General features: G+C 68.6%; 27 protein-coding genes and 1 pseudogene. 20 read left to right on the forward strand and 8 right to left on the reverse strand.

Annotated features, from left to right (window positions below; genetic code table 11):
• Positions 1-69 precede the first annotated feature (69 nt).
• Together rplQ and ACU5AP_RS11245 are read left to right on the forward strand one after the other, a co-directional pair.
• A complete protein-coding gene (rplQ, locus tag ACU5AP_RS11240) occupies positions 70-489 on the forward strand; it encodes a 50S ribosomal protein L17 (RefSeq protein ID WP_003164392.1) in 420 nt (139 codons plus the stop codon).
• A gap of 98 nt (positions 490-587) precedes the next feature.
• Positions 588-1,061, forward strand: coding sequence for a GNAT family N-acetyltransferase (locus ACU5AP_RS11245; protein ID WP_128719792.1), 474 nt, complete (start codon positions 588-590; stop codon positions 1,059-1,061).
• Between the two features lie 7 nt (positions 1,062-1,068).
• Here the strand turns inward: ACU5AP_RS11245 and ACU5AP_RS11250 are convergent, their stop codons facing one another.
• Entirely contained in the window at positions 1,069-1,932 is an 864-nt protein-coding gene (locus ACU5AP_RS11250; protein ID WP_128719793.1) for a hypothetical protein, read from the reverse strand.
• Positions 1,929-2,828 (reverse strand): ABC transporter ATP-binding protein, encoded by a 900-nt coding sequence (locus ACU5AP_RS11255; protein WP_112999519.1) that lies wholly within the window; start codon positions 2,826-2,828, stop codon positions 1,929-1,931. Before ACU5AP_RS11255 ends, ACU5AP_RS11250 begins: the two co-directional genes overlap by 4 nt.
• A 103-nt stretch (positions 2,829-2,931) precedes the next feature.
• Between ACU5AP_RS11255 and ACU5AP_RS11260 the strand changes: the two genes are divergently transcribed.
• From ACU5AP_RS11260 to ACU5AP_RS11270, 3 genes are all read left to right on the forward strand, one after another.
• Positions 2,932-4,167: an alkaline phosphatase family protein gene (locus tag ACU5AP_RS11260; protein ID WP_128719794.1), complete on the forward strand. Its 1,236-nt coding sequence runs from the start codon at positions 2,932-2,934 to the stop codon at positions 4,165-4,167.
• 115 nt (positions 4,168-4,282) lie between these two features.
• Complete coding sequence (locus ACU5AP_RS11265; RefSeq protein WP_446681249.1) at positions 4,283-5,587, forward strand: TCR/Tet family MFS transporter; 1,305 nt, start codon at positions 4,283-4,285, stop codon at positions 5,585-5,587.
• Positions 5,588-5,682: 95 nt separating this feature from the next.
• Positions 5,683-7,071: a Do family serine endopeptidase gene (locus ACU5AP_RS11270; RefSeq protein ID WP_088411405.1), complete on the forward strand. Its 1,389-nt coding sequence runs from the start codon at positions 5,683-5,685 to the stop codon at positions 7,069-7,071.
• 27 nt (positions 7,072-7,098) lie between these two features.
• Here ACU5AP_RS11270 and ACU5AP_RS11275 read toward each other — a convergent pair whose 3' ends face one another.
• Positions 7,099-7,518, reverse strand: coding sequence for a VOC family protein (locus tag ACU5AP_RS11275; protein ID WP_003164400.1), 420 nt, complete (start codon positions 7,516-7,518; stop codon positions 7,099-7,101).
• A 69-nt stretch (positions 7,519-7,587) separates the two neighbouring features.
• On the opposite strand from ACU5AP_RS11275, the gene ACU5AP_RS11280 reads away from it, so the two are divergent.
• The 5 genes from ACU5AP_RS11280 to ACU5AP_RS11300 all read left to right on the forward strand — a co-directional run bounded on the left by ACU5AP_RS11280 (position 7,588) and on the right by ACU5AP_RS11300 (position 11,408).
• Complete coding sequence (locus ACU5AP_RS11280) at positions 7,588-8,892, forward strand: replication-associated recombination protein A (RefSeq protein ID WP_128719796.1); 1,305 nt, start codon at positions 7,588-7,590, stop codon at positions 8,890-8,892.
• A gap of 201 nt (positions 8,893-9,093) precedes the next feature.
• The gene (locus ACU5AP_RS11285) at positions 9,094-9,534 is read left to right on the forward strand and encodes a hypothetical protein (protein WP_128719797.1); all 441 of its coding nucleotides are present in this window, start codon (positions 9,094-9,096) and stop codon (positions 9,532-9,534) included.
• Between the two features lie 76 nt (positions 9,535-9,610).
• Positions 9,611-10,054 (forward strand): hypothetical protein, encoded by a 444-nt coding sequence (locus tag ACU5AP_RS11290; protein ID WP_128719798.1) that lies wholly within the window; start codon positions 9,611-9,613, stop codon positions 10,052-10,054.
• A gap of 55 nt (positions 10,055-10,109) precedes the next feature.
• Complete coding sequence (locus tag ACU5AP_RS11295; RefSeq protein WP_003164404.1) at positions 10,110-10,835, forward strand: RluA family pseudouridine synthase; 726 nt, start codon at positions 10,110-10,112, stop codon at positions 10,833-10,835.
• Positions 10,836-10,913: 78 nt separating this feature from the next.
• Complete coding sequence (locus tag ACU5AP_RS11300) at positions 10,914-11,408, forward strand: CC0125/CC1285 family lipoprotein (protein ID WP_128719799.1); 495 nt, start codon at positions 10,914-10,916, stop codon at positions 11,406-11,408.
• 3 nt (positions 11,409-11,411) lie between these two features.
• Here the strand turns inward: ACU5AP_RS11300 and ACU5AP_RS11305 are convergent.
• Positions 11,412-11,893: pseudogene (locus tag ACU5AP_RS11305) on the reverse strand (DUF2214 family protein).
• On the opposite strand from ACU5AP_RS11305, the gene crcB reads away from it, so the two are divergent.
• From crcB to ACU5AP_RS11330, 5 genes are read left to right on the forward strand one after another with little or no spacing between them, the layout of a single operon-like run.
• Positions 11,892-12,290, forward strand: coding sequence for a fluoride efflux transporter CrcB (gene crcB / locus ACU5AP_RS11310; protein ID WP_003164407.1), 399 nt, complete (start codon positions 11,892-11,894; stop codon positions 12,288-12,290). The pseudogene ACU5AP_RS11305 and the gene crcB sit on opposite strands and share 2 nt — an antisense overlap.
• Positions 12,287-13,282 (forward strand): RluA family pseudouridine synthase, encoded by a 996-nt coding sequence (locus tag ACU5AP_RS11315; protein WP_003164408.1) that lies wholly within the window; start codon positions 12,287-12,289, stop codon positions 13,280-13,282. Before crcB ends, ACU5AP_RS11315 begins: the two co-directional genes overlap by 4 nt.
• On the forward strand, positions 13,279-14,784 hold the full coding sequence (locus tag ACU5AP_RS11320) for a putative 2OG-Fe(II) oxygenase (RefSeq protein ID WP_128719800.1): 1,506 nt from the start codon (positions 13,279-13,281) through the stop codon (positions 14,782-14,784). The genes ACU5AP_RS11315 and ACU5AP_RS11320 overlap by 4 nt, the downstream gene beginning before the upstream one ends.
• Before the next feature lies 1 nt (position 14,785).
• Positions 14,786-15,472 (forward strand): HAD-IA family hydrolase, encoded by a 687-nt coding sequence (locus ACU5AP_RS11325; protein WP_128719801.1) that lies wholly within the window; start codon positions 14,786-14,788, stop codon positions 15,470-15,472.
• Positions 15,473-15,481: 9 nt separating this feature from the next.
• Entirely contained in the window at positions 15,482-16,243 is a 762-nt protein-coding gene (locus ACU5AP_RS11330) for an ATP12 family chaperone protein (protein WP_128719802.1), read from the forward strand.
• A 6-nt stretch (positions 16,244-16,249) separates the two neighbouring features.
• On the opposite strand, the gene ACU5AP_RS11335 is transcribed toward ACU5AP_RS11330, so the two are convergent.
• Positions 16,250-17,008: a pseudouridine synthase gene (locus ACU5AP_RS11335; protein ID WP_112999338.1), complete on the reverse strand. Its 759-nt coding sequence runs from the start codon at positions 17,006-17,008 to the stop codon at positions 16,250-16,252.
• Between the two features lie 309 nt (positions 17,009-17,317).
• Between ACU5AP_RS11335 and ACU5AP_RS11340 the strand changes: the two genes are divergently transcribed.
• Complete coding sequence (locus ACU5AP_RS11340; protein ID WP_223850787.1) at positions 17,318-17,809, forward strand: hypothetical protein; 492 nt, start codon at positions 17,318-17,320, stop codon at positions 17,807-17,809.
• Here the strand turns inward: ACU5AP_RS11340 and ACU5AP_RS11345 are convergent.
• Complete coding sequence (locus ACU5AP_RS11345; RefSeq protein WP_446681251.1) at positions 17,806-18,441, reverse strand: DUF938 domain-containing protein; 636 nt, start codon at positions 18,439-18,441, stop codon at positions 17,806-17,808. The two genes, ACU5AP_RS11340 and ACU5AP_RS11345, sit on opposite strands and share 4 nt — an antisense overlap.
• A gap of 210 nt (positions 18,442-18,651) precedes the next feature.
• Here ACU5AP_RS11345 and ACU5AP_RS11350 point away from each other — a divergent pair, with 210 nt between their 5' ends.
• Positions 18,652-20,496, forward strand: a complete 1,845-nt coding sequence (locus ACU5AP_RS11350; protein ID WP_446681252.1) for a phosphoenolpyruvate carboxykinase (GTP) — start codon at positions 18,652-18,654, stop codon at positions 20,494-20,496.
• 52 nt (positions 20,497-20,548) lie between these two features.
• Positions 20,549-21,571 (forward strand): NAD(P)/FAD-dependent oxidoreductase, encoded by a 1,023-nt coding sequence (locus ACU5AP_RS11355; protein WP_446681253.1) that lies wholly within the window; start codon positions 20,549-20,551, stop codon positions 21,569-21,571.
• Here the strand turns inward: ACU5AP_RS11355 and ACU5AP_RS11360 are convergent.
• The gene (locus ACU5AP_RS11360; RefSeq protein ID WP_446681254.1) at positions 21,568-22,299 is read right to left on the reverse strand and encodes a TonB family protein; all 732 of its coding nucleotides are present in this window, start codon (positions 22,297-22,299) and stop codon (positions 21,568-21,570) included. The two genes, ACU5AP_RS11355 and ACU5AP_RS11360, sit on opposite strands and share 4 nt — an antisense overlap.
• 149 nt (positions 22,300-22,448) lie before the next feature.
• Between ACU5AP_RS11360 and ACU5AP_RS11365 the strand changes: the two genes are divergently transcribed.
• On the forward strand, positions 22,449-23,255 hold the full coding sequence (locus ACU5AP_RS11365) for a transglycosylase SLT domain-containing protein (protein ID WP_128115389.1): 807 nt from the start codon (positions 22,449-22,451) through the stop codon (positions 23,253-23,255).
• An 89-nt stretch (positions 23,256-23,344) separates the two neighbouring features.
• Positions 23,345-24,487, forward strand: a complete 1,143-nt coding sequence (locus ACU5AP_RS11370) for a DUF2336 domain-containing protein (RefSeq protein WP_046653727.1) — start codon at positions 23,345-23,347, stop codon at positions 24,485-24,487.
• 25 nt (positions 24,488-24,512) lie between these two features.
• On the opposite strand, the gene ACU5AP_RS11375 is transcribed toward ACU5AP_RS11370, so the two are convergent.
• Entirely contained in the window at positions 24,513-25,010 is a 498-nt protein-coding gene (locus ACU5AP_RS11375; RefSeq protein WP_003164422.1) for a hypothetical protein, read from the reverse strand.
• Between the last annotated feature and the right edge of the window lie 16 nt (positions 25,011-25,026).

A 25,026-nucleotide genomic window follows, 5' to 3' on the forward strand; every position in this document is an offset into this window, starting at 1 on the left:
GAATGAGAGGCCCCAGGTCTCGTCCGGCAAGTAGGGACGGGAAACCAGGGTTGAGTAGGAGAGACCCCGATGCGCCACGGCGCCGCCTATCGTAAGCTCGGCCGCACGGTCAGCCACCGCCAGGCCATGTTCGCCAACATGGCCGCCTCGCTGATCAAGCACGAGCAGATCACGACCACCCTGCCGAAGGCGAAGGAACTGCGTCCCTTCGTCGAGAAGCTGGTCACCCTCGCCAAGAAGGGCGACCTGCACGCTCGTCGTCAGGCCATCAGCGCCGTTCGCGACGTGCCGCAAGTCGGCAAGCTGTTCGACACGCTGGCTCCGCGTTACGCCGAGCGTAACGGCGGCTACATCCGCATCATGAAGGCGGGCTTCCGTCACGGCGACAACGCCGCGATGGCCGTGATCGAGTTCGTCGATCGCGACGTGGCCGCCAAGGGCCAGGACTCCGGTCCGGTCTTCGCCATCGAGGGCGACGACGAGGCCTGATCGGACCTTTCGGTCTGACCAAGATTGAAGGGCGGCTGGAGCGATCCAGCCGCCCTTTGTCTTGCGCGACGTTCGGCAGCGGCGCCATACAACGGCGCATGAGTGAGCTAGCGTTCCGTATCGTTGAGTTTTCGCCCGCCTATGCCGAGGCCTGGCGCACCCTGAACGAGGCCTGGCTGGCCGAGGGCGGCTTCGCCGTGGAGGCCAAGGACCGCAAGGTGCTGGACGACCCGCAGGGGCAGATCCTGACGCAGGGCGGCCGCATCTACTTCATCGAGCGGGCGGGCGAGGCTGTGGGCTGCTGCGCCCTGATGGCCATGGACGACGGCGGCTTCGAGGTCGTCAAAATGACGATTGCGCCTGCCGCGCGCGGGCAGGGTCTGTCGCGGCGCCTGCTGGAAGCGTGCGAGGCGGCGGCGCGCGAGGTGAACGCGCCGCGCCTTTATCTGGAGACCAGCTCGACGCTGGGTCCGGCGCTAGCCCTCTATGACAGCTTCGGCTTTGTGCGCCTGCCGCCGCGCGAGACGCCCTATGTCCGCGCCGATGTCTTCATGGAGAAGACGCTGGGCTGATCTGACCCTATTCCTTCGACAGATCCTGCCGCTGGAACCACCACAGGGCCAGGAAGAAGGGCGCGAAGCTCCACAGCGCCAGTCCTGTGAGGGCGCGCCAGGCGGCGCCTGCTGGGACCAGCGCGGCCTCCATCCCGCCCTGGACTAGAACCTTCAGCAGCTCATAGCCCTCGCCGGGAAACAGCAGCATGGTCGCCCAGTCGCCCATCTGCCAGCCGAACAGAGGGCTCATCTTGGCCAGGAAGAACTGACCGACGCCGATGACCAGGGGGACGAACAGCGCCGCCAGCAGGGAGCGCGTCACCGTGGCCGCCAGCAGGCTGAGCAGCAGGAACTGCACCGCCCGCACATAGGACAGCAGGGCCAGCAGGCCGAAGCTCCGCGCCTCGTCTCCCCCGAAACCGAAGGCGAAGCTGCGCCCGAAGATCAGCCCCTTGGCGACATCGGCGCCCATGCTGGCGACCAGCAGGAGCGCCAGCCCGGCGAGGGTCAGCAGTTTGACGGCGCCCGCCTTGCCCATGATCAGGTTGGGGCGGCTGTTGCGCGCCGTGATCAGGCGCCAGGTCTCCCAGCGATAGTCGCCGGCGAAAACGGTGGCGGCGCCGATCAGCAGGAAGGCCAGCACGGCTGGATGGGCCAAGGCGCCGGCCGCATCGACCAGCGACTGACCCAGGTCGACGGCGCGGGCGTTCAGCTTCAGCTCGGGCGGCAGGGTTTGAATCGCTCCGTCCATCTTGGACTGGAGGAACAGAAAGCCCCCGATCGCCAGCACGAGCGAGATCACGGGCACGAAGACGATGCTCCAGAACACGGCCGTACGGTTCTGCAACAGGCGCCAGGTTTCGGAGCGGATGGCGTCGGCCAGCATCATGCGCGGCCTCCTGCGGGCGAAGAGGTTTCGGTCATGAAGACGCTTTCCAGATCGGCGCCGACCCAGCGGGCCTCGTCGATGTCGACGCCCTGTTCGATCAGGGCGCGCAACAGGGCAGGGGCCTCGGCGCGCGGCACGGCGGCCATGACGGCGTCGTCCTGAACGCTGCCGCGCTCGCCCAGAACGGCCATGACCTTGGCCAGGGGCGTGGCCGACAGGCGCAGGCGCTCGCCCGAGGCGGTCAGGTCGCTGACCTTGCCCTCGGCCGCCAGCTTGCCCCGATTGAGGATGGCGACGCGGTCGCAGACGCGCTGGACCTCAAGCAACTGGTGGCTGGCCAGGATGATGGTCACGCCGTCGTCGTCGGCCAGGCTGCGGATCAGGGCGCGCATCTCCTGGATGCCGGGCGGGTCCATGCCGCTGGTCGGTTCATCTAGGATGACCAGATCGGGCCGGGTCATAAGGGCGGCGGCGACGCCCAGCCTTTGCATCATGCCGACCGAGAAGCCGCGCACCTTGCGGTCCGCCGCCTCGGTCAGGCCGACGCGCGCCAGCCATCGGTCGGTCTCGGCCTCGGCGCCCATCCCATGCGCCAGCGCCAGCCAGCGCAACGCCTGACGCGCGGTCAGATAGGGCGGATAGCGCGGCGTCTCGATCATCGAGCCCATGCGTCGGGTGGCGGCCGGATCGCCGGTGTGCTGGCCCATGACCCGCACCTCGCCCGCCGTGGGCCGGATAAGGCCCAGCAGGATGCGGAACAGGGTCGACTTGCCCGCGCCGTTCGGCCCCAGCACGCCATAGACCCCCCCGCGCGGTATGCTGAGACTGAGGCCGTCCAGGGCGCGCACCGCGCCATAGGTCTTGGTCAGGCCGTTCGTTTCGATAACGCTGGTCATGAATCACAGCGTGGCCCGTCCGCGAAAAACCGGCAAGCCGTCTTCTGTCTGTCGCGGATTAAGCTTAGGCAACATCCTTGAAAGCCTATGTCGGGAGCCTCTCATGTTTGATCGTCTGTTCGGGCTGGCGCGCGTCGCCGTCCTGACGCTGGCCGTCGCCGCCTGCGCCACCACGCCGCCCGCGCCGCCGGTCGAGACGGTTCAGGCGCCGAACGTCATCCTGATCTCCATTGACGGTTTCCGCGCCGACTATCTGGAGCGCGGGGCGACGCCGGTGCTGGCGCAACTGGCGGCCGAGGGCGCATCGGGGCCGATGAAGCCGTCCTTCCCCAGCGTGACCTTCCCCAATCACTACACCCTGGTCACGGGCCTGCATCCCGATCACCACGGCATCGTCGGCAACAACATGGTCGACGCCGAACTGGGCCGCTTCTCGCTCGGCAACAAGCAGGCCGTCGCCGATCGCCGCTGGTGGGATCAAGGCGAGCCGATCTGGGTCTCGGCCGAGCGGCAGGGCGTGAAGACCGCCACCATGTTCTGGCCGGGATCCGAGGCCGACATCCGCGGCGTGCGGCCCAGCTACTGGACGCCTTTCGACCAGTCGATGCCGGGCGACGCCCGCGTCGATCAGGTGCTGACGTGGCTGGACCTGCCCGCCGCCCAGCGCCCGGCGTTGACCACCCTCTATTTCGACATTGTGGACACCATGGGCCACCACCACGGCCCGGACGGCGCCGAGACGCTGCAGGCCATGCGCTCTGTCGACGCTTCCATCGGCCGCCTGGTCGATGGGCTGAAGGCGCGGGGCCTGTATGAGAACACCGTGCTGGTCGTGGTGTCGGATCACGGCATGGCGGCGACCTCGCCCGACCGCGTGACGGTGCTAGACGACATCGTCGATCCGGAGGCGGTGCAGATCATCTATTCGGGCGCCGTCACCTTCCTGAACCCTGTCGCCGGCCGCGAGGCCGAAGTGGAGCAGGCCCTGCTGGGCTCGCGCCCGCACCTGGACTGCTGGCGCAAGAGCGAGATCCCGGCGCGCCTTGTCCTGGGCTCCAACCCGCGCGTCTCGGCCATCGTCTGCGCCTCCGAGCCCGGCTGGCTGCTGGCGACCCGTGCGCGTCCGGTGACCAAGCCCGGGGGCGCCCACGGCTATGACAACGCCGCGCCCGAGATGCAGGCGATCTTCATCGCCCACGGCCCCGGCGTCATCGCCGGGCGGCGGCTGCAGAACCTGGACAGCGTCGACGTCCAGCCCTTCCTGGCCCGCCTGCTAGGCGTGACGGCGCCGCGCGGCGACGGTGACCCGAACGACACGCTGCCGGTGACGCAGCGCTGAACCGGTCACTAGCGCTGGTCACTCTCGGGCTGCTCCCGAGGGTGACGCGTTGAGGAAAATGATCGCGCGGCCACTCGGCGCCGTCTAGAACGTCGCTCCACCTTCGCGAGCCTTCATGTCCCTGCATCAGCCCAAGGTCCGCCGCGCGGCGATCGCCTTCATCCTCGTGACTGCAGTGCTGGACATCGTGGCCATGGGGATCGTCATTCCGGTCCTGCCGCACCTGATCGAGGAGTTCGTCGGGTCGAACGCGCGCGCGGGCCTGCTGAACGGGGTGTTCGTGGCCCTGTGGGCGGGGATGCAGTTCCTGGCCTCGCCGGTGATCGGCTCGCTGTCGGACCAGTATGGGCGGCGTCCGGTCATCCTGCTGAGCTGCGCCGGGCTGGCGGCGGACTATGTGCTGATGGCGCTGGCGCCGAACCTGTGGTGGCTGGCGGTCGGGCGGTTGGTGGCGGGCGTCACCTCGTCCAGCTTCACCACCATCTACGCCTATATGGCCGACATCACCGAGCCTGAGAAACGCGCTCGCGCCTATGGCCTGATCGGCGCAGCCTTCTCGGGAGGATTCGTGCTGGGGCCGGTTCTGGGCGGTTTCCTGGGCGAGTTCGGACCGCGCGTGCCCTTCTGGGTGGCGGGCGCCCTGTCGGGCGTGGCCTTCCTGTACGGTCTCTTCATTCTGCCGGAGAGCCTGCCGCTGGAGAAGCGGATGCCCTTCAGCTGGCGCCGCGCCAACCCGGTCGGGGCCATGATCCTGCTGAAGCGTCACGCCGAGCTGGCGGGCCTCGCGGTCGTGAACTTCCTGCTCTACTTCGCCCACCACGTGTTTTCGGCGGTCTTCGTTCTCTACGCCGGGCTGCGTTACGGCTGGGGGCCGTGGCAAGTCGGGGCCTTGCTGGCCATGGTCGGGGTGCTGGACATGATCGTTCAGGGCGTGCTGGTCGGACCGGCGTCCAAGCGGTTCGGCGACCGGGCGACCATGATCTTCGGCCTGTGCGGCGGGGCGGTCGGCATCGCCCTGATGGGCTGGGCGCCGACGGGCGTCGCCTTTATCGTCGCCATGTTCCCCAACGCCCTGTGGGGCCTGGCCATGCCGACGCTTCAGTCCCTGATGACCCGCCGGGTGGGCGAGAGCGAGCAGGGCCAACTGCAGGGCGCGAACATGAGCGTCGCCTCCATCGCCGGCGTGGCCTCGCCCCTGTTCTTCGGCTGGATCTATTCGGTTTCGGTGGGCGAGGGCGGGGCTCAGGCCGCCGCCTGGCTGTCCGAGCGGGGGCTGCCCGCGGTGTCCGCTGCGGTGGACGCCCTCCTGTCGGAGCCGGGGCTGGCCTTCTACCTGGCCTCCGCCGTGCTGGCGCTGGGCGCCCTGATCGGCTTCTTGACCGCGCGTCGGGCGGAACGGGACGAGGTCACGTCCGTTTGATCGCCGCCGCGCCCTGGACTGAAAGACGGCCTTGATCCTGTCGAAAAGCCGAGGCGGAATGGATGCAACGCCCAAGCTTGTAGAACCGGGACGAGATGAAGACTTCCAGACTGGCCATCGCCGCCGCCCTGATCCTGTCCGCCTGCGGCCAGCCGCAGCCCTCCAAGGCGCAGGAAGGCGTCTTCGCCGAACAGCCCCGCGTCGCCCCGCGCGACGCCGGTTCGCTGAAGACCAGCTTCGCCCCCGTGGTGCGCGAGGCCGCGCCCGCCGTGGTGAACATCTCCGCGCGGGGCGTTCAGCGCGTGCGCGATCCCTTTTTCGAGCTGTTCGGCGGCGGGCCGCAGTCGCGCGTGACCGGCTCCATCGGTTCAGGCGTCATCGTGCGCCCGGACGGCATCGTGGTGACGAACAACCACGTCATCCAGAACATGCAGGAAATCCGCGTCACCCTGAACGACCGACGCGAATATCCGGCCAAGGTGCTGCTGGCCGACGAGCGGTCCGACATCGCCGTGCTGCAGCTCGAAAACCTGGACGGCGACCTGCCGGTCCTGCGCATCGATGATCAGGAGCAGCAGCAGGTCGGCGATCTGGTTCTGGCCATCGGCAATCCGTTCGGCGTCGGCCAGACCGTGACCAACGGCATCATCTCGGCCCTGAACCGGACCGAGACGGGCATCAGCGATTCCGGTTCCTTCATCCAGACCGACGCGCCCATCAATCCGGGCAATTCGGGCGGCGCCCTGGTCGACATGGACGGCGACCTGATCGGCATCAACACAGCCATCTTCTCGCGCACCGGCTCTTCGACGGGCGTGGGGTTCGCGGTGCCGGCCACCATGGTCAAGCGGGTGGTGGATTCCGCCGTCGGCGGCGCCAAGTCGGTCGAGCGCGCCTGGCTGGGCGTCAAGGGCGACACGGTCAGCTCCGACATGGCCCGCAGCCTGGGTCTGGATCGGCCGCAGGGCCTGATGGTCACAGACGTCTACGCCGGCGGTCCCGCCGCCCGCGCGGGCATCGAGCAGGGCGACGTCATTACCGCCATCGACGGCGCCGAGGTCAACGACCAGGGCGGTCTGAACTTCCGCGTCGGCACGCGCTCGCCGAACGACACCGTGGCCGTGACTGTCCTGCGCGACGGACGGGCGCGGACGCTGAACGCGCGCGTCTCGACCCTGCCGGGCGACGCCGATCCGGGGCAGGGCTCGGTCGTCGGGCAGGGCGCTTTGGCCGGGCTTCAAGGCGTGGCGCTGAACCCGGCGCTGGCCGATCGCCTGGGCGGAGATCCCTTCACCAGCGGCGTGGTGGTCACCGGCCTGCAACGCAACAGCATCCCGGCCCGCATCGGCCTGCGTCCCAATGATCTGGTGGTGCAGATCGACGGTCGCGCCGTCACCACGGTCGCCGCCCTGGGCCGCGCACAACGCGGCTCGGAACTGACCATCGTCCGCAACGGCCGCCGCCTGACGGGGCGCCTGCCCTAAGGCGCGGCGCTCGCTGCAGAGGGGCGATCAGCCCTTCTGCGGTCCGCCGATGCTCCACAGGTGGCCGAACGGGTCGCGGAGCTGGCCGTAGCGGTCGCCCCAGAACTGGTTCTCCAGCGGCATGACCGGGATGGCGCCGTTGACCAGGGCGCGGCCCCACCATTCGTCGGCGTCGTCGACCTGAAGATGCAGGCTGACTCCCACGGGCTTGATGTCGGCCTCGCCGGTCCATTCGGGGAATTCGTCGGCCAGCATGACGCTGCCGCCGTTGATGCGCAGATGGGCGTGCAACAGGCGCTCGCCGTCCTCGGCCGGCATCCGCATGACTTCCTCGGCCCCGAAGGCGCGGGCGTAGAATTCGATCGCCGCGGCGGCCCCCCGCGAGGGAATGGTCAGGTGGGGCGTCACCCCGCCGCGCGGTCCCTGGTCAGGCTTGGCTTCAGTCATGCGATTCCTCCTCAACGAGGCGTTGTAGCGGGTGCAGTCGCCCGAACGAACGCCTATCTAGAGCGTTCCATGACTGATTTGTTCGAAGCCTCCGGCATCCATCCTCCCGACGCGCCCCTGGCCGACCGTCTGCGCCCGCAGGCGCTGGATCAGGTGGTGGGCCAGGACCATCTGCTGGGCGAAGGCGGGCCGATCCGCCGGATGATCGAGGCCGGGCGTCTGGGCTCCATGATCCTGTGGGGGCCGCCGGGCACGGGCAAGACGACGATCGCCCGCCTGCTGGCCAAGGCGGCGGGCTACGAATATCAGTCGATCAGCGCCGTCTTCTCGGGCGTCGCCGACCTGAAGAAGGCGTTCGAGGCCGCACGGATGCGCCGGGCGGCGGGTCAGCAGACCCTGCTGTTCGTCGACGAGATCCACCGCTTCAACCGCGCCCAGCAGGACGGCTTCCTGCCCTTCGTGGAGGAGGGGATCGTCACCCTGGTCGGCGCCACGACGGAAAACCCCAGCTTCGAACTGAACGGCGCCCTGCTGTCGCGGAGCCAAGTCTATGTGCTGAAGCGGCTGGACGACGCCTCGCTGGACCTGTTGCTGGACCGGGCCGAGGCGCTGATGGGCAAGCCTCTGCCGCTGACGCCCGAGGCGCGTCAGGCCATGCTGGCGCTGGCGGATGGCGACGGCCGCTATCTGCTGACCATGTCCGAGGTGCTGTTCGACCTGACGGAGGTCGCGCCGCTGGACGTGCAGGCGCTGGCGGGCGTGCTTCAGAAGCGCGCCCCCGCCTACGACAAGTCGCGCGAGGAGCACTACAATCTCATCTCGGCCCTGCATAAGTCGGTGCGCGGATCGGACCCGGACGCGGCGCTCTACTGGCTGGCGCGGATGCTGAACGGGGGCGAAGACCCGCTCTATCTGGCGCGCCGCATCGTGCGCATGGCGGTCGAGGACATCGGCCAGGCTGATCCTCTGTCCATCCTGGTCGCCAATGCGGCCAAGGACACCTACGACTTCCTCGGTTCGCCGGAGGGAGAGTTGGCGCTGGCTCAGGCCGTGGTCCATCTGGCCACCGCGCCTAAGTCGGTCGGCGTCTATGAAGCCTTCAAGGCGGCGAAGAAGGCGGCGCACGAGACCGGCTCCCTGATGCCGCCCGCCCATATCCGCAACGCCCCGACCAAGCTGATGAAGCAGCTCGGCTACGGCAAGGGCTATCAATACGACCCCGACACGCCCGAGGGTTTCTCCGGCGCGAACTTCTTCCCCGACGAGATGGAGCGCCGCACCTTCTACAAGCCCAAGGGCGAGGGGCATGAGGAGAAGGTCAAGGCGCGTCTGGAGCGCTGGGCGGCGATGCGGGCGCGGGTGAGCAAGGAATAAAGCGCCTACCGCCGTCATCCTCGGGCTTGACCCGAGGATCCAGCCGTCCGCCTGCGCGACGGTAGAGCGGCCGAGCGCACCCTGCACTCGATCCTCGGGTCAAGCCCGAGGGTGACGGAGAGGTTGGAGGTCGGTGAACGATGTTCATTGTCGTAGCGGCCCGTCGGGCGTAGGCTCAGCCTGCAAACTGCGGAGGCGGCGATGGTCGATGTTCTGCGGCGTATGCCGACGCCCTGGCACCTGTGGCTGGTCGGCGTGTTGTCCTTTCTGTGGAACGCCATTTTCGTCTGGCAGTGGACGCTGCAGGTGACGGGCGATCCGGCCTATTGGAACAGTCTGAGCCCCGCCGAGGCGGCCTATCTGCGCGCCGTGCCCTTATGGACCGATGTCGCGGTCGGCGTCGCCTTCTGGGGCGGGCTGCTGGCGGCGGTGCTGCTGCTGTTTCGGCGGCGCCAGGCGACGATGGCGTTCGCCGTCGCCCTGATCGCCATGCTGGCGGACACGGCCTACATCCACTTCATGAGCAATGGGCGCGACATCATGGGGCCGGTCGGCGTGGCGTTCGGCCTGGTCATCATCGCCGTCCTGGTCGTTCAGACCGCCTATTGCGCCTGGATGGGCCCACGCGGCGTGATCGTCTGAGGCGCAAGGCGGAAGCCCTTGTTGCATCGGTCTATTTCGGCGTAGTTTTCGGCTCTCAAGGCCTTTGGGGGGAAGAATGATGGTCGATATTTCGAAGCGTCCGGCGGCGCCGTGGCATCTGTGGGCCATCGCTGCAGCCTCGGTGGTCTGGAACGGCGTCGGCGTCTGGCAGTGGTATCAGAAGGTGACGGGAGCCGCCGCCTACTGGAGCGCGCTGACGATGGAGCAGGTGGCCTATTTGCGCGGCGCGCCGATGTGGACCGATGTGGCCTTCGGCGTGGCGGTGTGGTGCGGCCTGCTGGGCGCGCTGATGCTTTTGCTTCGGCGGAAGCTGGCGTTCAACGCTTTCGTCGCGGGGCTGATCGCCATGCTGGCGCACGCCGTCTATGTGCTGGCGCTCAGCAACGGAGGTGAAGTCATCGGCGCGGGCGGCGTGGCTTTCACCCTGGTCGTCACCGTGATCTTCGTCATCCAGATCGCCTATGCCCACTGGGCGCGTCGCAAGGGCCTGATCCGCTAACCGCGAGCCTGATGGGCATGGCGAAGCGGGGCGCGCTCGGCTAAAGGCTCGGCGGGTGAAAACCCGCCAGCCCGTATCCCTGACCGAAGATGAAATCGCCGCCGTCCGTTCCTGGGTGGTGCATGAAGACGCGCATCTGATCGCCTTCAACAAGCCGTCTGGCCTGTCCAGCCAGGGCGGCCGCATCCAGGCCAACACTCTGGACGACCTGCTGTGGGCCTTCGCCCGCTCGAACGGCAAGCGGCCGGAACTGGTGCATCGGCTGGACCGCGACACCTCGGGCGTCATCCTGGCCGCCAAGACCAAGCCCGCCGCCGGTTTCTTCGGCAAGGCGATGCAGATGCGCAAGTTCCAAAAGACCTATCTGGCGCTGGTCGCGGCCGCGCCGGAGCCCAAGTCCGGCCGGATCACTTCGGCCCTGCGGCGCGAAGAGATCGGCCGCGAAAGCTATATGCGCGTCGTGGATTTCGATGCGCCGGGCGCGCAAGGCGCAGCCAGCGGCTATCGCACCTTGGCTTCTAGTGAAGACGGGGCGGTGGTCGAGCTGTCGCCCGAGACGGGACGGATGCACCAGCTTCGGGTCCATATGGCCTCCATCGGTCGCCCGCTGGTCGGCGATGTCCGCTATGGCGGCGCCCTGACCTTCGCCGGGCGCGCCGCGCCGCGACTGATGCTGCACGCGGCTAAGCTGAGCTTTCCTCATCCCGACGGCGGCCGTGTGACGGTCGAGGCGCCGGAACCGGAGGATTTCGCGGCCCTGCGCGCGGCGGCGGGGCTGTAGGGGCTTCATCCCCTGTTCAGCTTCACCGCGGAACAATCCGGCTCGCCCGTGCGCTGTTCGGGCGTGGGAGACACGCGCATGAAACGCCTCGCCATCGTCACGATCGCCGTCTCGGCCCTGGCCCTTACGGCCTGCGCCAGCCTGGCGCCCTACGGCCGTCAGATGGGCCCGAACGGGCAGGGCTACTCCGAACAGCAGATCGAGCGCGACCGTTTCCGCGTCAGCTACAACGGCGTCGGCGCCCCCGGTCCGGTGGCGGACATGGCGCTGTTCCGTGCGGCTCAGCTGACGACCGAGCAGGGCTATGATTGGTTCGAGGTGACGCAGCGCTGGATCGACGGACGCCCCGACAGCGCGGGCGGCGTGCGTCCCAGCGTCTCCATCGGCGCGGGCACGGGCCGCTACGGCGGCTGGTCGACGTCGGGCGTCGGCGTCGGGCTGGGCTTCGACCTCAGCGGGCCGCAGCCGACCTCGACCACGCTGGAGATCGTCATGGGGCGCGGCCAGCGCCCGGATCGCCCTGGGGCCTATGACGCGCGCGGGGTTCAGGACGCCATCCGCCCGCGTCTGTAGGGCCTAGAACGGCCAACGCGCCATCGCCGCCGCGAAGGCCAGCAGCGGAACCAGCAGCAGAATCTCAAGCCCGACCGCGCGACGCGCCGCGGTCAGCTCGGCCTGAGGCGGAACATAGCCGGGCGCGGCCCGCTCCGCCTTGCGCCACTTCAGGATCGCCAGCGTCGGCCGGATCGAGATCAGGCCGATCAGGGCGAAGGTCGCGATCTTGGCCCAGAAGAAGGGGTGGCTTCATAGAAGGCCCAGCCCTTGCCGCCCACCACCCGTCCGACCCCGACCAGAATGATCAGCAGGGCCGTGACGCCATAGCCCGCGTCCAGTCCGGCCAGTCGCTTCACCGGCGGTTCCGGCGTTCGCAGCAGCGCCAGCTCCGACGCCAGCATGACGATCAGGCCCAGGAACAGCAGGTGATGCAGGATGGCGAGGACAAGGTCGTGCATGGCGGCCTTCGCAAATGAGGTCGGAACAGTATATGCCGCCAGCATGACACGTTTCTTGCTGGTTGCGATCGGCGGCGGCCTGGGGGCGATGGCGCGCTATGGGCTGGGGCTGGCCGTGGGCCGCCTTGCGCCGGGCGCGGCCTGGCCGTGGGCGACCCTGACCGCCAATGTCGCGGGCGGCCTTTTGATGGGCCTGCTGGTCGGCTGGCTGGCGTTGAGGGCGGGCGCGGGGCAGGAGAGCATCCGCCTGTTCGCCGCCGTCGGCGTCCTGGGCGGCTTCACGACCTTTTCGGCCTTTTCACTGGAAGCGGCCCTGATGATCGAACGCCGTGAAATCGTCTCGGCTTTCGTTTATGCGGCGGGTTCGGTGGTTCTCGCCATCGCCGCTCTGTTCGTCGGCCTGATGATCGCGCGCAAACTGTTTACCGGAGTGGGCGCATGAGCCGCGAAGTCCAGACCCTCTATGTCGCCGAGGATGAAGACGACATCCGCCTGGATCGCTGGTTCAAGCGCCGTTGGCCGCACCTGACCCATATCCAGGTCGAGAAGATGGCCCGCAGCGGCCAGATCCGCGTCGACGGCTCGCGGGTCAAGCCGCAGGACCGCCTGACTGCGGGCGCCGCCGTGCGCGTGCCGCCGCTGCCGGACGCCAATCCGCGCAAGCCCGGCGACCTGCACGAACTGAGCGAGCGCGACATCGCCTACGCCAAGTCGCTGGTGCTGTACGAAGACCACATGGTCATCGCCCTGAACAAGCCGCACGGCCTGGCCGTGCAGGGCGGGACCAAGACGACCAAGCACATCGACCGCCTGTTGTCGGCCTGGGGCGAGGGGATGGACCGGCCGCGTCTGGTTCACCGTCTGGACCGCGACACCTCAGGCGTGCTGCTGCTGGGCAAGGGGCCGGAGGCGGCCAAGCGTCTGGCCGGCGCCTTCGCCCGGCGTCAGGCCAAGAAGACCTATTGGGCCATCGTCATCGGCAACCCCAAGCCTTCGGCCGGTCAGATCGACATGGCGCTGAAGAAGACCGGCATCAACGACTTCGAGATGATGCGCCCGGCCGAGCCCAAAGATCCCAAGGGCGAGCCGGCCGAGACCGCCTTCGCCACCATCAGCCGCGCCGCCCACCGCGCGGCGTGGATGGCGTTGCGCCCCTTCACCGGCCGGACGCACCAGTTGCGCGCCCACATGGCCGCCATCGGCCATCCGATCCTGGGCGATCCCAAATACGGCGACGACAAATCGCGCGAACTGTCCGGCCCGCTGAAGCTGCAGCTTCACGCCCGCCGCATCGAACTGGACCATCCTGGCGGCGGCAAGCTGATCGTCGAGGCTCCGCTCAGCCCTGAGATGAAGGCCGGTTTCAACCATTTCGGCTTCTCCGAGGACGAGGCCGACGAAGATCCCTTTGAGGGCGTGCGGCGGATGCGATGAACACAGGCGCGGCGGTCCAGATGCGGCTTCAGCGCGCCCAGGCGCTGGCCCAGCAGGGCGACCTGCCGGGCGCCCTGGCCGTGCTGGAGCAGGCGACGCCGGGCGAGCGGGCCGGGGTTCAGTCGTTTCAGGTCGATCTTCTGAAGGCGTTGGACCGCAAGGAGGAGGCCCTGGTCATCCGCCGCGCCCAGGCGGCCGCCATGCCCGGCAGCGTCGTCGCACAGCATAATCTGGCCAGTTCTCTGGGCGACACAGGCCGCAACCTCGAGGCCGTCGAGGCGGCGCGGCGGGCCTTCGCCAATGGCGGAGATGCGCCTGAGACCTGGTTGGTGTTGGCCCGCGCCCTGTCTGGCTGCGGCCGTCATGACGAGGCGGACGACGCCTATCGCCAGGCCTTGAAGCGTCGGCCCGTTTATGGCGACGCCGTGCGGGAGCTGGCGCAACTGGTCTGGATGCGCGGCGGAGGTCGTGAGGCTGCGGCGGCGCCGGTGCTCGATGCGTTGAAGGCCGCGCCTGGCGACGCCGAACTGCTGACCTGTCTGGCGGTGGTCCTGATGTATGGCGGCGCCGATCCGCGCGAGGCCTGGGGCGAGTTGACCCGTCGCGCGCGTGAGGGTGGCGTGCGGGCCGCGATGGTCGAGATGGCGGCGGGCCAGCTGGCTTTGAAGTTCGATCCGGCGCTGGCCGTGGATCACGCGCGCGCGGCGACGCAGGCGGCGCCGAACACGCTCGAGCCTTGGACCAGTCTGGCCGAGGCCATGATCGCCTCTGGCGACCCCGATGGAGCGCTGGAGATCCTGCGCCAATTATTGGCTGCGCCCACCCCGGATCAGAAGGTTCTGGCCCTGCACGCCACGGCCAGCCGCCTGAAGGGGCAGGCCGACGCCCTGGGGTTGGATGACCTGGAGGGTCTGGTCGGCGCCCTGACCATCGATACGGCGCCCGGCTGGAGCGACTTGGCGGCCTATCTGGCCGACCTCAAGGCGGCGCTGCTGGCGCAACACGCCTATCAGAACCACCCGCTGGGCCAGAGCCTGCGGCACGGGACGCAGACGCCGGTGGACCTGACGCTGGTCGACGATCCGGCCATTCGCGCCTTCTTCACCGCCATCGACGGGCCGATCCGTCGGCATCTGGCGCGGCTGGGGCACGGCGAGGATCCTGTTCGCGCCCGAAACTCTGGAAGCTATCGGCTGAAGGGCTGCTGGTCGGTGCGGCTGGCGCCGGGCGGTTTCCACGAACACCATATTCACCCGAAGGGCTGGTATTCATCAGCCTGCTATATCGATGTGCCGCCGGTGGTCCAGGCGGGCGGGCGCGAAGGCTGGCTGGCCCTGGCCCAGCCGCCGTTCCCGACCTCGCCGCAGCTGGAGCCGCTGCGGTACGAGAAGCCGGAGCCGGGCAAGCTGGTGCTTTTCCCGTCCTGCCTGTGGCACGGCACCGTGCCTTTCAGCGGCGACCAGCCGCGCCTGTCCGTCGCCTTTGACATCGTGCCAGCCTGACATGACCGCTTCCGACGCTCCGCTCGCCGTCTTCGACATCGACGGCACCCTGGTCGACAGCCGGGCCTCCATCCATCGCGCGGCCTGCGAGGCGGCGCAGGCTCTGGGCCTGCCCGAGCCGGAATATGATCGAGTGCGTCAGATCGTAGGCCTGAGCCTGCATCACGCCCTGCACGTGCTGGAGCCGTCGCTGACCGACGCCGAACTGGCCGACTTCGTCGCCGCGTTTCAGGCCAGTTTCCGCGCCATGTATGAGGCGGGCCATGAGGAGCCGCTCTATCCCGGCGTGATGCAGACCCTGCGGCGGCTGAAGCGCGACGGCTGGCGGCTGTCGCTGGCGACCGGCCAGAACCGGCGCGGGGTGGCCCGCAATCTGGCCCGGCCCGAATGGAGCGATCTGTTCCTGTCCAGCCACTGCGCCGAGGACGGGCCGGGCAAGCCGGACCCAGCCATGCTGCGCGCCGCCATAACGGCCTGCGGGGCCGACATCGCCTCGACCGTCATGATCGGCGACACCAGCCACGACATCGCCATGGCCGTTGCGGCGGGAGTGCATCCGTTGGGCGTCGGCTGGGGCTTCCATACGGTGGAGGAGCAGGCGGCGGCAGGCGCGCTGCACATCGCCGACGATTTTCCTGACCTTGAGGCGGCGCTCGATCGTTTCGCCTCGACCAAGCTTTTCGCCTAGAAGTCCGCCATGTCCCATATTCCTTCGCTTGATCCCAACGTCGCCGCCCAGAAGGGCTTTCGCGAGTCCGAGGAACGCATCAAGCGTTTCTGGAAGGCCGCCGAGGTCGAGGCCCGTGACGGCGGCTGGGTCGTCCTGCTGGACGGCCGCGCGCCCAAGACGCCCGCCGGAAACGCCATCGTCCTGCCGACCGAGGCGGCGGCTCGCCTCGTGGCCGACGAGTGGAACGCCCAGGGCGAGCATATGACGCCCGCGACCATGCCCGCCACCCGTCTGGCCTCGACCGCCATCGATCGGGTCAGCCAGACGCGCGGCCCGGTGGCCGAAGAGATCGCCCGCTATGCCGGGTCGGACGTGCTCTGTTATCTGGCAGAGACGCCGTCGGGCCTGATCGAACGACAGCAGGCGGAATGGGGGCCGTGGCGCGAGTGGGCGGCGCGCGACTTGGGCGTCGAACTGCATACCGTCGAAGGGATCGTTCACCGGCCGCAGGCGCCGCAGGCGCTGGCGCGGGTCGAGGCTCTGGCGCTGGAGATGGACGACTTCGCCCTGACCGGGCTGGCGACGGCGGTTCCGCTGTTCGGCTCGGCGGTACTGGGGCTGGCGGTGCAGCGCGGGGCGCTGGCGGGCGAGGCGGCGCTGGACCTGTCGCGTCTGGACGAAGCCTTCACCGAAGAGCGTTGGGGCGTGGACGAGGAGGCGGCTGTCCGCACGGCCGCTCACCGCGCTGAAGCGTTCCTGCTGCAACGGTGGTTTGAGGCGTTGCGCTGAGGCGGCTCAGCCCTTGATCAGCGCCGCGCGCTCGTCCGCCGTCAGCATCCGCCAACGGCCTTCCGGCAGGTCGCCCAATTTCACGGGGCCGATGCGGATGCGATAGAGGTCGACGACCTCCAGCCCGACCAGCTCGCACATGCGGCGAATCTGGCGGTTGCGGCCTTCGCGCAGGATGAAACGCAGGCGCTGCGGCTCCATCTGGGTGACGCGGGCAGGCTTCAACTGGCGACCGTCCAGCTCCAGGCCGTGGCGCAGTTTGGTCAGCTTGGCCTCGGTCACGACGCCAGCGACGCGGACCAGATATTCCTTGTCCAGATCGGACTGTGGGCCGATCACCGCCTTGGCCACCACGCCGTCTGACGACAGCATCAGCAGACCGCGCGAATCCTCGTCCAGTCGCCCGACGGGGGGCAGGGAGGCGTCGCGCGCGGGCGTCTCGCCGTCGCCGACCCGGTTGGCCGTGGTCAGCAGGCGCACGGCGGGAATCTTGCCCGGCTCAGGCTGGCCCGAGACATAGCCGACCGGCTTGTGCAGCAGGATGGCGACGCCCGCCGCCAGCGCCGCCTCGCCCGTGTCGTTCAGCGTCAGGGTCTGGCCCGGCTCGATCTTGCGGCCCGCGTCGCGCACGACCTCGCCGTCAATGCTGACCAGACCGTCGGCGATCAGGCCCTCGGCCTCGCGGCGCGAGCAGACGCCGCTCTGACCCAGCCACTTGTTGATGCGGACGGGCTCTGGGCCGTCATAGGTGCGGGTGAAGGCCATGGCCTGACTTGAGATCTCCAGCGGTGCGACCGGCTGTGTAGGGCCCGCTCGCGCATGGAGGCAAGGGCGCCGCTGTGGCTGGGCGGTTCAGGTGTTCTTAGGTCCGGTTGAGTTCACTTTTGCGTCGTCAAGTTGACCTTGAGCATCATAAGCCTATATCAGCAGTCACCCTGATGTTTTTGCTGCATTCGCTTCCGATTGATTCGGATTGCGACATTTGCCGTGTTTGATCCGGTTGCGGCGTACAGGGCGGGACGGTTTCTTGTAATCGTCCACGAATATTGATCGATAACCTTCGAAGGAGACGTTTTGTACGCTCAACGCAAGACCACGACCGCCCCTCGTTCCCGCCAATACGGCAATCGCCCCGCGCCCGCCCGCCTGCGCTTCGGCCTGATCATGCGCAAAGGCATGGATTTCGGCGAACTGGGCGACATGGAGACCGCCCTGCGCTTTGAGGGCGTGTCGCTGGCCCCGATCTCGACCGGCGAGGGCAGTCTGGTTTCGGGCGGGCTGACCGTTCTGGCTACGGCGACGGCCGACGACATCAGCGGCGGCCGTGTTCAGGGCGTGGTGGTTCCGGGCGGCATGGCGGATGAAGCCGGTCTGGTTCAGGTCAAGGCGCTGGTGAACCTGGCCAAGGCGCAGGGCCTGCCGGTTCTGGCCTTCGCTGACGGCGTGGCTGTGGCGGCTGAAAGCTTTGGCGAAGCGGCCGATGCGCCGGGCGCGGCCTTCCGCGACGGCAAGGTGGCCTTGCTGAACGACCGCGCCGAACTGACAGCTGTGGTCGCCGCCATCTAAACTCGGCGGAAGATCAGGCTCAGATTGTTGGCGGGCATGGCCCGTCGCAGCGTCAGGGCCAGGCCATGCGACCGGGCGAGCGTTTCGACCTCGCCCCGGTCGCGCAGGCCCCATGCGGGATCGCGCGCCTTCAGGCTGTCGTCGAAGGCGGCGTTGGACGGGGCCAGCGGAACCTCGGCCTCGCGATAGGGGCCGTAGAGGTACAGCAGACCGCCGGGGCGGATCAGAGACCGTTCCGCCAGCCGCATCAGGCCCTGGGCCGCCGACCACGGGCTGATGTGGATCATGTTGATACAGATGATGGCGTCCAGCGGCTCCGACGGCCAGCTGGCGTCATCCAGCATGTCGACCGCCTGGGCGGGCCGCAGGTTCGCCGCGCCCGCCTTCATCCGCCACGCCTCAATGCTGGCCCGAGCCTCCGCGCTGGGATCGCTGGGCGTCCAGTCCAGGCCGGGCAGGGCGGTTGCGAAGCGGGCGGCGTGCTGGCCCGATCCGGCGGCGATCTCCAGCACCCGGCCCTGAACGGGCAGATGGGCGCGCAGCACCTTCAGTATGGCCGCGCTGTTGCGTTCAGCCGCAGGCGAGATCAGGGCGCTCGATAAGGCGTCCGGCGTCGACTTTACAGAATCCATCGTCTTCACGCCGAAGGAGATAGCCCTTGAGACGCGCTCTGACGATTTAAATATGCGTGTGGATGGAGCGAGCCGGATAACGGGGGAATGAAACGTGCAGCGGTTGACCTAACGTCCCTCGGGGTTCATTGGCCCCCGTTACACAGCGTGATCAGCTTATTGCGTGACGGCGACGACAGATCGCTGCGCGCAGCTTCAGGAGAGCAAGACGTGACGCAATCGATTCCCGGACTCCATCCGGCGCCGACTGAACACAAGGGCCTCGTCGCCTGGGTGGAGCAGATCGCCGCCCTGACCAAGCCTGACCGTGTTCACTGGTGCGACGGCACGGCCGCCGAGAAGTCCGCCATCGTCGCCGATCTGATCGGTAAGGGCACGCTGAAGGAGCTGGATCAAGCCAAGCGCCCCGGCTGCTACTACGCCGCCTCGGACCCCAAGGACGTGGCCCGCGTCGAGAGCCGCACCTTCATCTGCTCGGAAGACGAGGCCGACGCCGGTCCGACCAACAACTGGTCCGACCCGGTTGAAATGCGCGCCCGTCTGGACGGCCTGTTCGACGGCTGCATGAAGGGCCGGACGATGTACGTCGTTCCGTTCTGCATGGGCCCGCTGGGCTCCAAGATCTCCGCCCTGGGCGTTGAGATCACCGACAGCGGCTATGTCGCCGTGTCGATGGGCGTCATGACCCGCATGGGCAGGGGCGCGCTGGACATGCTGGGCGCCGACGGCGTCTTCGTCCCCGCCGTTCACACCCTGGGCGCGCCGCTGGCCGAAGGTCAGGCCGATGTGGCCTGGCCCTGCAACGACGACAAGTGGATCGTCCACTTCCCCGAGACGCGGGAAATCTGGTCCTACGGCTCGGGCTACGGCGGCAACGCCCTGCTGGGCAAGAAGTGCTACGCCCTGCGCATCGCCTCGATCATGGCCCGCGACGAGGGGTGGCTGGCCGAGCACATGCTGATCCTCAAGCTGACCAGCCCCGAAGGCGTTTCCAAATATGTGGCCGCCGCCTTCCCGTCGGCCTGCGGCAAGACCAACCTGGCCATGCTGCAACCGGCGTTGGACGGCTGGAAGGCCGAGACGGTCGGCGACGACATCGCCTGGATGCGCTTCGGCGACGACGGCCGTCTGTACGCCGTGAACCCGGAAGCTGGCTTCTTCGGCGTGGCGCCCGGCACCAGCCGCAACACCAACAAGAACGCGCTCGAGACCCTGACGCGCGACACCATCTTCACCAACGTGGCCCTGACCGCTGACGGCGACGTCTGGTGGGAAGGCCTGTCGAAGGACGCGCCGGAAGGCCTGACCAACTGGAAGGGCCAGCCGCACGATCCGGCATCGGGCGAGCCTGCGGCCCACCCGAACTCGCGCTTCGCCGTCTGGGCCGGTCAGTGCCCGTCGATCGCGCCTGAGTGGGAAGACCCGGCCGGCGTGCCGATCGACGCCATCCTGTTCGGCGGCCGCCGCGCCTCGGCCGTGCCGCTGGTGACGGAAGCCTATGACTGGGAGCACGGCGTCTTCATGGGCTCGACCGTGGCCTCCGAAGGCACCGCCGCCGCCGAGAACAAGGTCGGCGAGCTGCGCCGCGACCCCTTCGCCATGCTGCCGTTCTGCGGCTACAACATGGGCGACTACTTCGGCCACTGGCTGAAGATGGGCGAAAAGGCCGATGCGTCGAAGCTGCCGCGCCTGTTCTTCGTCAACTGGTTCCGCAAGAACGAGGACGGCCAGTTCGTCTGGCCGGGCTTCGGCGACAACGCCCGCGTGCTGAAGTGGATCGTCGAGCGTCTGGAAGGCCAGGCCGAAGCCGTGGACACTCCGGTCGGCCGCGTGCCGTCCAAGGCCGCGCTGGACCTGTCGGGTCTGACGCTGACCGACGCCGACTTGCAGATCCTGCTGGACGTCGACGCCGACGTCTGGACCGAGGAAGCCGCCCTGATCCCCGCCTTCTACGAGAAATTCGGCGATCGCCTGCCCAAGGCCCTGTGGGGCCAGCACGCCGCCCTGACCAAGCGTCTGGAAGAGGCGCGCGCGGCCAAGCTGGCGGCTGAATAAAAGACCGTCCTCAACGGTTGAAATCGGGGCGCGGGAGGTCGAAGGACATCCCGTGCCCCTTTTTAATTCTCCCGAACCTTCCTTCGACGTCGTGGTCATCGGCGCGGGCGCGCTGGGCCTGTGCGCGGCGGCGGAGCTGAGACGACGCGGACGTCGCGTAGCGGTGGTAGACCCCGGCGGCGTCAACGCTTCGGCGGTAGCGGCAGGCATGATCGCGCCGGCCATGGAATGCGCCATAGACGATCTGTCGCCCGAGGCGGCGCAAGTGCTGCGCAGGGCGCGCGACCTGTGGCCCGCCTTCGCAGAGGCGACGGGCGTGCGGCTGTATGGCGATCTGGCGGGATGGCGCGGCGGCGACGTCGCCGAACTGGCGGCGCGGATGAAGGCGTTGGGCTTTCAGCATCAGTATGACACCGACTCGGCGCGCCTGACGACTCATGAGGATGCGAAGGTCGATCCGCCTCAGGCGCTGAAGGCGCTGGCGCAGGGACTGACGGTGATCAAGGCGCGGGCGCTGCGCATGGCTCCGGACGCGCTCGGCTGGCGGGTCGAGACGACGACGGGCGCCGTGCGCGCGGAGCATCTGATCCTGGCCACGGGCGCCGACCCGTCGCTGGAGGGCTTGCCGCCCGAAGCGCGCACGGCGGTCGCCCGCATCACCCCCATTCGCGGCCAGATCGGTCTGGTGAAGGAGAGGTTGGTCGACCATGTCGTGCGCGGGCCGGGCGCCTATGTCGCGCCGATGGGCGAGGGCAGCGTGATCGGGGCGACGATGGAGCCGGGCGAGCGCTCGGTGACGCCCGACGCCATGCGTTGCGACGCCATGCTGGCCGCCGCATGGAAGGTGCTGGGCCAGGCGCCGCGTCCCTTGACCATCGACTGGCGTGCGGGGGTGCGCGGCACGACGCCGGACGGCCTGCCGATGGCCGGGCAGGTCGCCTCAGGCCTGTATGTCGCGCTGGGGCCGCGTCGCAACGGCTGGCTGCTGGGGCCGCTGATCGGCGCCGTCGTTGCTGATGCGACAGAGGGCCGGCCCGTCGCCGAGGTGACCCTCCATCCCTCGCGGTTCCTTTAGTCCTTGGGCAGATCGAAGCGGATCGCCATGGTGACGCGCGCGCCGTCGACGGCCTGTCCGTCCACCGTGCGCGGGCTGAGGCGGAAGTAGCGGCTCAGGCTCACCGCCGCCCGGCCGAAGCCCTGATTGCCCGGTGTTTCCGAGGTGACCGAACAGCCGGTCAGGCTGCCGTCCACCCGCACCAGACAGGACAGTTCGGCCACCCCGCCGATCCCGCGCGCCTCGGCAGCGGACGGATAGGCCCGCATCAGCTGATCCGCCGTCGGCTTCCGCACCCAGTCGGGCTGGGTGATGACGGGAACGGGTTTCGGCGGTTCGGGCGTGACCGTCGTTCCGGTCGCGGGCTCGGTCGCAGGTTCCGTCAGGTTGATGACCGGCCCGGCGTCATGGCTGACGACGGGGGCGACCGGAACCTCCAGCGGGGCGACGTCGCTGGGCATGATCTGCGTCGGTCGGTGGATCGGCGGTGTCGGCGCGGGCGAGGCCGTCTTCGGCTCGGGCGGTTTGACCCTGGGCGTCAGCTCCACGATCGTCGTGGGCAGGTCTTCCAAGGACGCGGGGGCGTCGGCCAGTTCGAAGCGTTGCTGATACAGCCAGACGCCGGCGCCGACATGCACCAGAGCCGAGGCGGTGATCATCGCCCACACCCATCGGGGCAGGGGCTTCTTGCGTTGCTGGAAGTCGAGGGGGCTGACCACGCCGTGGCCCCCGGCGATACGCATCATCATGACTTACGCGCCTCCTGTCGCAGGCCCTCCCCAGCACTCACGGAACAGAGTTCGCGCTTCGCTTGCGGCCTTATTGTGGCGCTTGGAATTGTTAACGGCAGGGGTGTTGCGTTAAGCTTTCGTTTACCGAGGTTAGCGACCGTTCACACATGACCGTGAAAGCGATTCCATCATCCGGCGGCGTGGAGGCGGCGATCCGGCGCGCCTCGACCTCGACCGGCGTGGACTTCGATTTCCTGATGAAGACCGCGCGTCGCGAAAGCGCGATGAACCCCAATGCGCGGGCGCCCACGTCCTCGGCCTCGGGCCTGTTCCAGTTCATCGAGCAGACCTGGCTGGGCACGGTGAAGCGGCACGGCGCCAAGCACGGCTACGGCCAGTACGCCGACCTGATCTATCAGGGCGGCGACGGGCGCTGGCAGGTGCGCGGCTCGGCTCGCAACGTCGTGTTGGACCTGCGCTTCGATCCTCAGGCCGCCTCGACCATGGCGGGAGAGCTGACGGCCTCCAACGCGGCCTATCTGCGCGGCCGCACGGGGCGCGAGCCGGGGGCGGGCGACCTGTACGCCGCGCACTTCCTGGGTCCGGCGGGCGCGGCCAAGCTGCTGGAGGCGGTGCAGTCGCGGCCGCAGAGCAGCGCGGTGGCCCTGTTCCCCGAAGCGGCTTCGGCCAACCGTTCGATCTTCTATCGTAACGGCCGAGCGGCGACGGCGGCCGAGGTGCACGCCAATCTGCAGCGCACGGCGGGCGAGGCCTTCCCGGCGGTCGGCGTCGGCAGCGGCGGGGCGGCCAAGGCGGCGCCGGAGCTGAGCGAAAAGGACCGAATGCTGGCCGCGCGCATGGACCGATTGAAGCAGGATCAGAGCCTTCTGGCGCTGTTGCTGGGCCAGGACGGACAGGGATCAGGCGGCGGATTCGGGGGCGCATTCGCTCCGCCGCCGGATAAGGTGGCGTGACCACGCTTCCGCCTTATTCCTAAGAGGGTGTTAACTATGTAACGCTAGGGGTGACGATTGATTCCTCGCCAACCCTGAGCCTTCGAGCCATGACCGCCTACCGCGCCAGACTGACGGAAAGCGACATACGGCGCCTGATCAAGTCTGATCTGGAGGACGAGCGCGCGGCCGCCGCTCATAAATTGTGCCGCAGCATCGACCGCATGGCGCTGGATGACGTGGAGCGCGAGGCGGCGCAAAAGATTCTGAGCGTGCTGGCGGCCGATGCGGCGGAACTGGTGCGACGGGCCGTGGCGGTGACGCTGAAGGCTTCGGACATCATGCCGCGCGAGGCGGCGCGCAGGCTGGCCGGCGACGTGGACAGCGTGGCCCTGCCTATCATCAACAGCTGCCCGGCCTTCACTGACGACGACCTGATCGAGATCGTGCGCGCCGGGACGGCGCTGCGCCAGGTGGCGGTGGCGTCCCGCCCGCGCGTGCCGCGCGATGTGGCGTCGGTTCTGGTCGCCGAAGGCAAGCAGGAGGCGGTGGCCGCCCTGGCCGCAAACGACAATGCCGATCTGTCCGAGGCTGCGCTGGGCGTCGCCCTGGATCGATTCAGCGATGCGCCGGAGGTGATTTCGGCCCTGGCCTATCGTCAGGTTCTGCCGCTGTCCGTGACCGAGCGGCTGGTGGTTCTGGCCAGCGAGGCTGTGCGCGAACACCTGATCACCCGCCACGCTCTGACGCCTGAGACCGCTATCCAGTTCGCCGACTTCGCGCGGGAGCGAGCCACGATCGACCTGGTGGACCAGGCCCGCGTGACGGATGACCTGCCGACCTTTGTGGCCGGGCTGAACAGCCGCCGGGTGCTGACGCCGTCTCTGTTGCTGCGGTCCTTGGCGCGGGGGCAGATCGGCCTGTTCGAGCACGCCCTGGCCGAGTTGGCGGGTACGCCGCATCATCGCGCCTGGCTGATGGTGCATGACGCCGGGCCTCTGGGACTCAAGGCCATCTACGACCGTGCGGGCATGCCGCCACGTCTGTTCCAGGCCTTCCGCGCCGGGGTCGACACCTGGCGGGCGCTCCAGGCCGAAGGCGGGGACACCGGCAGCGCCGTCTTCCGTCAACGGATGCTGGAGCGGTTCCTGAGTCAGCGTCCCGACGCCGCGCGTGAGGATTTGGCCTATCTGCTGGAGCGGCTGGACCGCCCGGCTGACGACGGCTGGCGCGGCGCCGTCAGCGCGGCCTGAGCCGCGCCTGATCCATCAGTCGGCTTTAGCCCAGGTGCTCCGCCGCACGGGCTTCCAGGGTTTCAACCAGATCGCGTCCGACGGGATGGTCGTCGGTCTGGATCTTGTCGCGGACCACGGCCTTGATGGCGTCGATGTGGGCGTCGACCACGGCCAGGGGGGCCTGCATCCGCTTGTCGGCGTCGTCCAGCATCCGGCAGAGCGAGGCGGCGATGCGCGTGACCAGCGGGTATTCGTATGTGGTCCCCAGCCCCTTGAGGTCGTGGGCGCGGAAATAGAGGGCCTCAGCCGTTTCGGGCGTGTAGCCCTGGCTGCGGATGTCGGACTGAGCCTTGTCCAGCCTGACCACCTCGTCGTTCAACCACTGGCCGAACTGCGCCGACATGGCCTTCAGCGCCTCCTCGGCCCTGGCGATGGCGTTGGCGTCAATGCCGCCGAAGCCGCCGCCGACCTTGGCGCGCAGGGGATTGGGCGGGCGGATGACTTGGTTGGTCACGGGCGGCTCCTCAACAACAGCGGCCATTTTGTCGCGCAGAGGC

It is taken from the genome of Brevundimonas sp. RM1 (assembly GCF_052907225.1).

Excerpts from the sequence above, each read along its gene's own strand:
- ACU5AP_RS11255 (WP_112999519.1), bottom strand. The coding sequence starts at position 2,828 with ATGACCAGCGTTATCGAAACGAACGGCCTGACCAAGACCTATGGCGCG.
- rplQ (WP_003164392.1), top strand. The coding sequence starts at position 70 with ATGCGCCACGGCGCCGCCTATCGTAAGCTCGGCCGCACGGTCAGCCAC.
- ACU5AP_RS11370 (WP_046653727.1), top strand. The coding sequence starts at position 23,345 with ATGACCGCCTACCGCGCCAGACTGACGGAAAGCGACATACGGCGCCTG.
- ACU5AP_RS11260 (WP_128719794.1), top strand. The coding sequence starts at position 2,932 with ATGTTTGATCGTCTGTTCGGGCTGGCGCGCGTCGCCGTCCTGACGCTG.
- ACU5AP_RS11290 (WP_128719798.1), top strand. The coding sequence starts at position 9,611 with ATGATGGTCGATATTTCGAAGCGTCCGGCGGCGCCGTGGCATCTGTGG.
- ACU5AP_RS11250 (WP_128719793.1), bottom strand. The coding sequence starts at position 1,932 with ATGATGCTGGCCGACGCCATCCGCTCCGAAACCTGGCGCCTGTTGCAG.
- ACU5AP_RS11280 (WP_128719796.1), top strand. The coding sequence starts at position 7,588 with ATGACTGATTTGTTCGAAGCCTCCGGCATCCATCCTCCCGACGCGCCC.
- ACU5AP_RS11320 (WP_128719800.1), top strand. The coding sequence starts at position 13,279 with ATGAACACAGGCGCGGCGGTCCAGATGCGGCTTCAGCGCGCCCAGGCG.
- ACU5AP_RS11360 (WP_446681254.1), bottom strand. The coding sequence starts at position 22,299 with ATGATGATGCGTATCGCCGGGGGCCACGGCGTGGTCAGCCCCCTCGAC.
- ACU5AP_RS11365 (WP_128115389.1), top strand. The coding sequence starts at position 22,449 with ATGACCGTGAAAGCGATTCCATCATCCGGCGGCGTGGAGGCGGCGATC.
- ACU5AP_RS11270 (WP_088411405.1), top strand. The coding sequence starts at position 5,683 with ATGAAGACTTCCAGACTGGCCATCGCCGCCGCCCTGATCCTGTCCGCC.
- ACU5AP_RS11335 (WP_112999338.1), bottom strand. The coding sequence starts at position 17,008 with ATGGCCTTCACCCGCACCTATGACGGCCCAGAGCCCGTCCGCATCAAC.
- ACU5AP_RS11245 (WP_128719792.1), top strand. The coding sequence starts at position 588 with ATGAGTGAGCTAGCGTTCCGTATCGTTGAGTTTTCGCCCGCCTATGCC.
- ACU5AP_RS11285 (WP_128719797.1), top strand. The coding sequence starts at position 9,094 with ATGGTCGATGTTCTGCGGCGTATGCCGACGCCCTGGCACCTGTGGCTG.
- crcB (WP_003164407.1), top strand. The coding sequence starts at position 11,892 with ATGACACGTTTCTTGCTGGTTGCGATCGGCGGCGGCCTGGGGGCGATG.
- ACU5AP_RS11375 (WP_003164422.1), bottom strand. The coding sequence starts at position 25,010 with ATGGCCGCTGTTGTTGAGGAGCCGCCCGTGACCAACCAAGTCATCCGC.
- ACU5AP_RS11325 (WP_128719801.1), top strand. The coding sequence starts at position 14,786 with ATGACCGCTTCCGACGCTCCGCTCGCCGTCTTCGACATCGACGGCACC.
- ACU5AP_RS11345 (WP_446681251.1), bottom strand. The coding sequence starts at position 18,441 with ATGGATTCTGTAAAGTCGACGCCGGACGCCTTATCGAGCGCCCTGATC.
- ACU5AP_RS11315 (WP_003164408.1), top strand. The coding sequence starts at position 12,287 with ATGAGCCGCGAAGTCCAGACCCTCTATGTCGCCGAGGATGAAGACGAC.
- ACU5AP_RS11275 (WP_003164400.1), bottom strand. The coding sequence starts at position 7,518 with ATGACTGAAGCCAAGCCTGACCAGGGACCGCGCGGCGGGGTGACGCCC.
- ACU5AP_RS11330 (WP_128719802.1), top strand. The coding sequence starts at position 15,482 with ATGTCCCATATTCCTTCGCTTGATCCCAACGTCGCCGCCCAGAAGGGC.
- ACU5AP_RS11265 (WP_446681249.1), top strand. The coding sequence starts at position 4,283 with ATGTCCCTGCATCAGCCCAAGGTCCGCCGCGCGGCGATCGCCTTCATC.
- ACU5AP_RS11300 (WP_128719799.1), top strand. The coding sequence starts at position 10,914 with ATGAAACGCCTCGCCATCGTCACGATCGCCGTCTCGGCCCTGGCCCTT.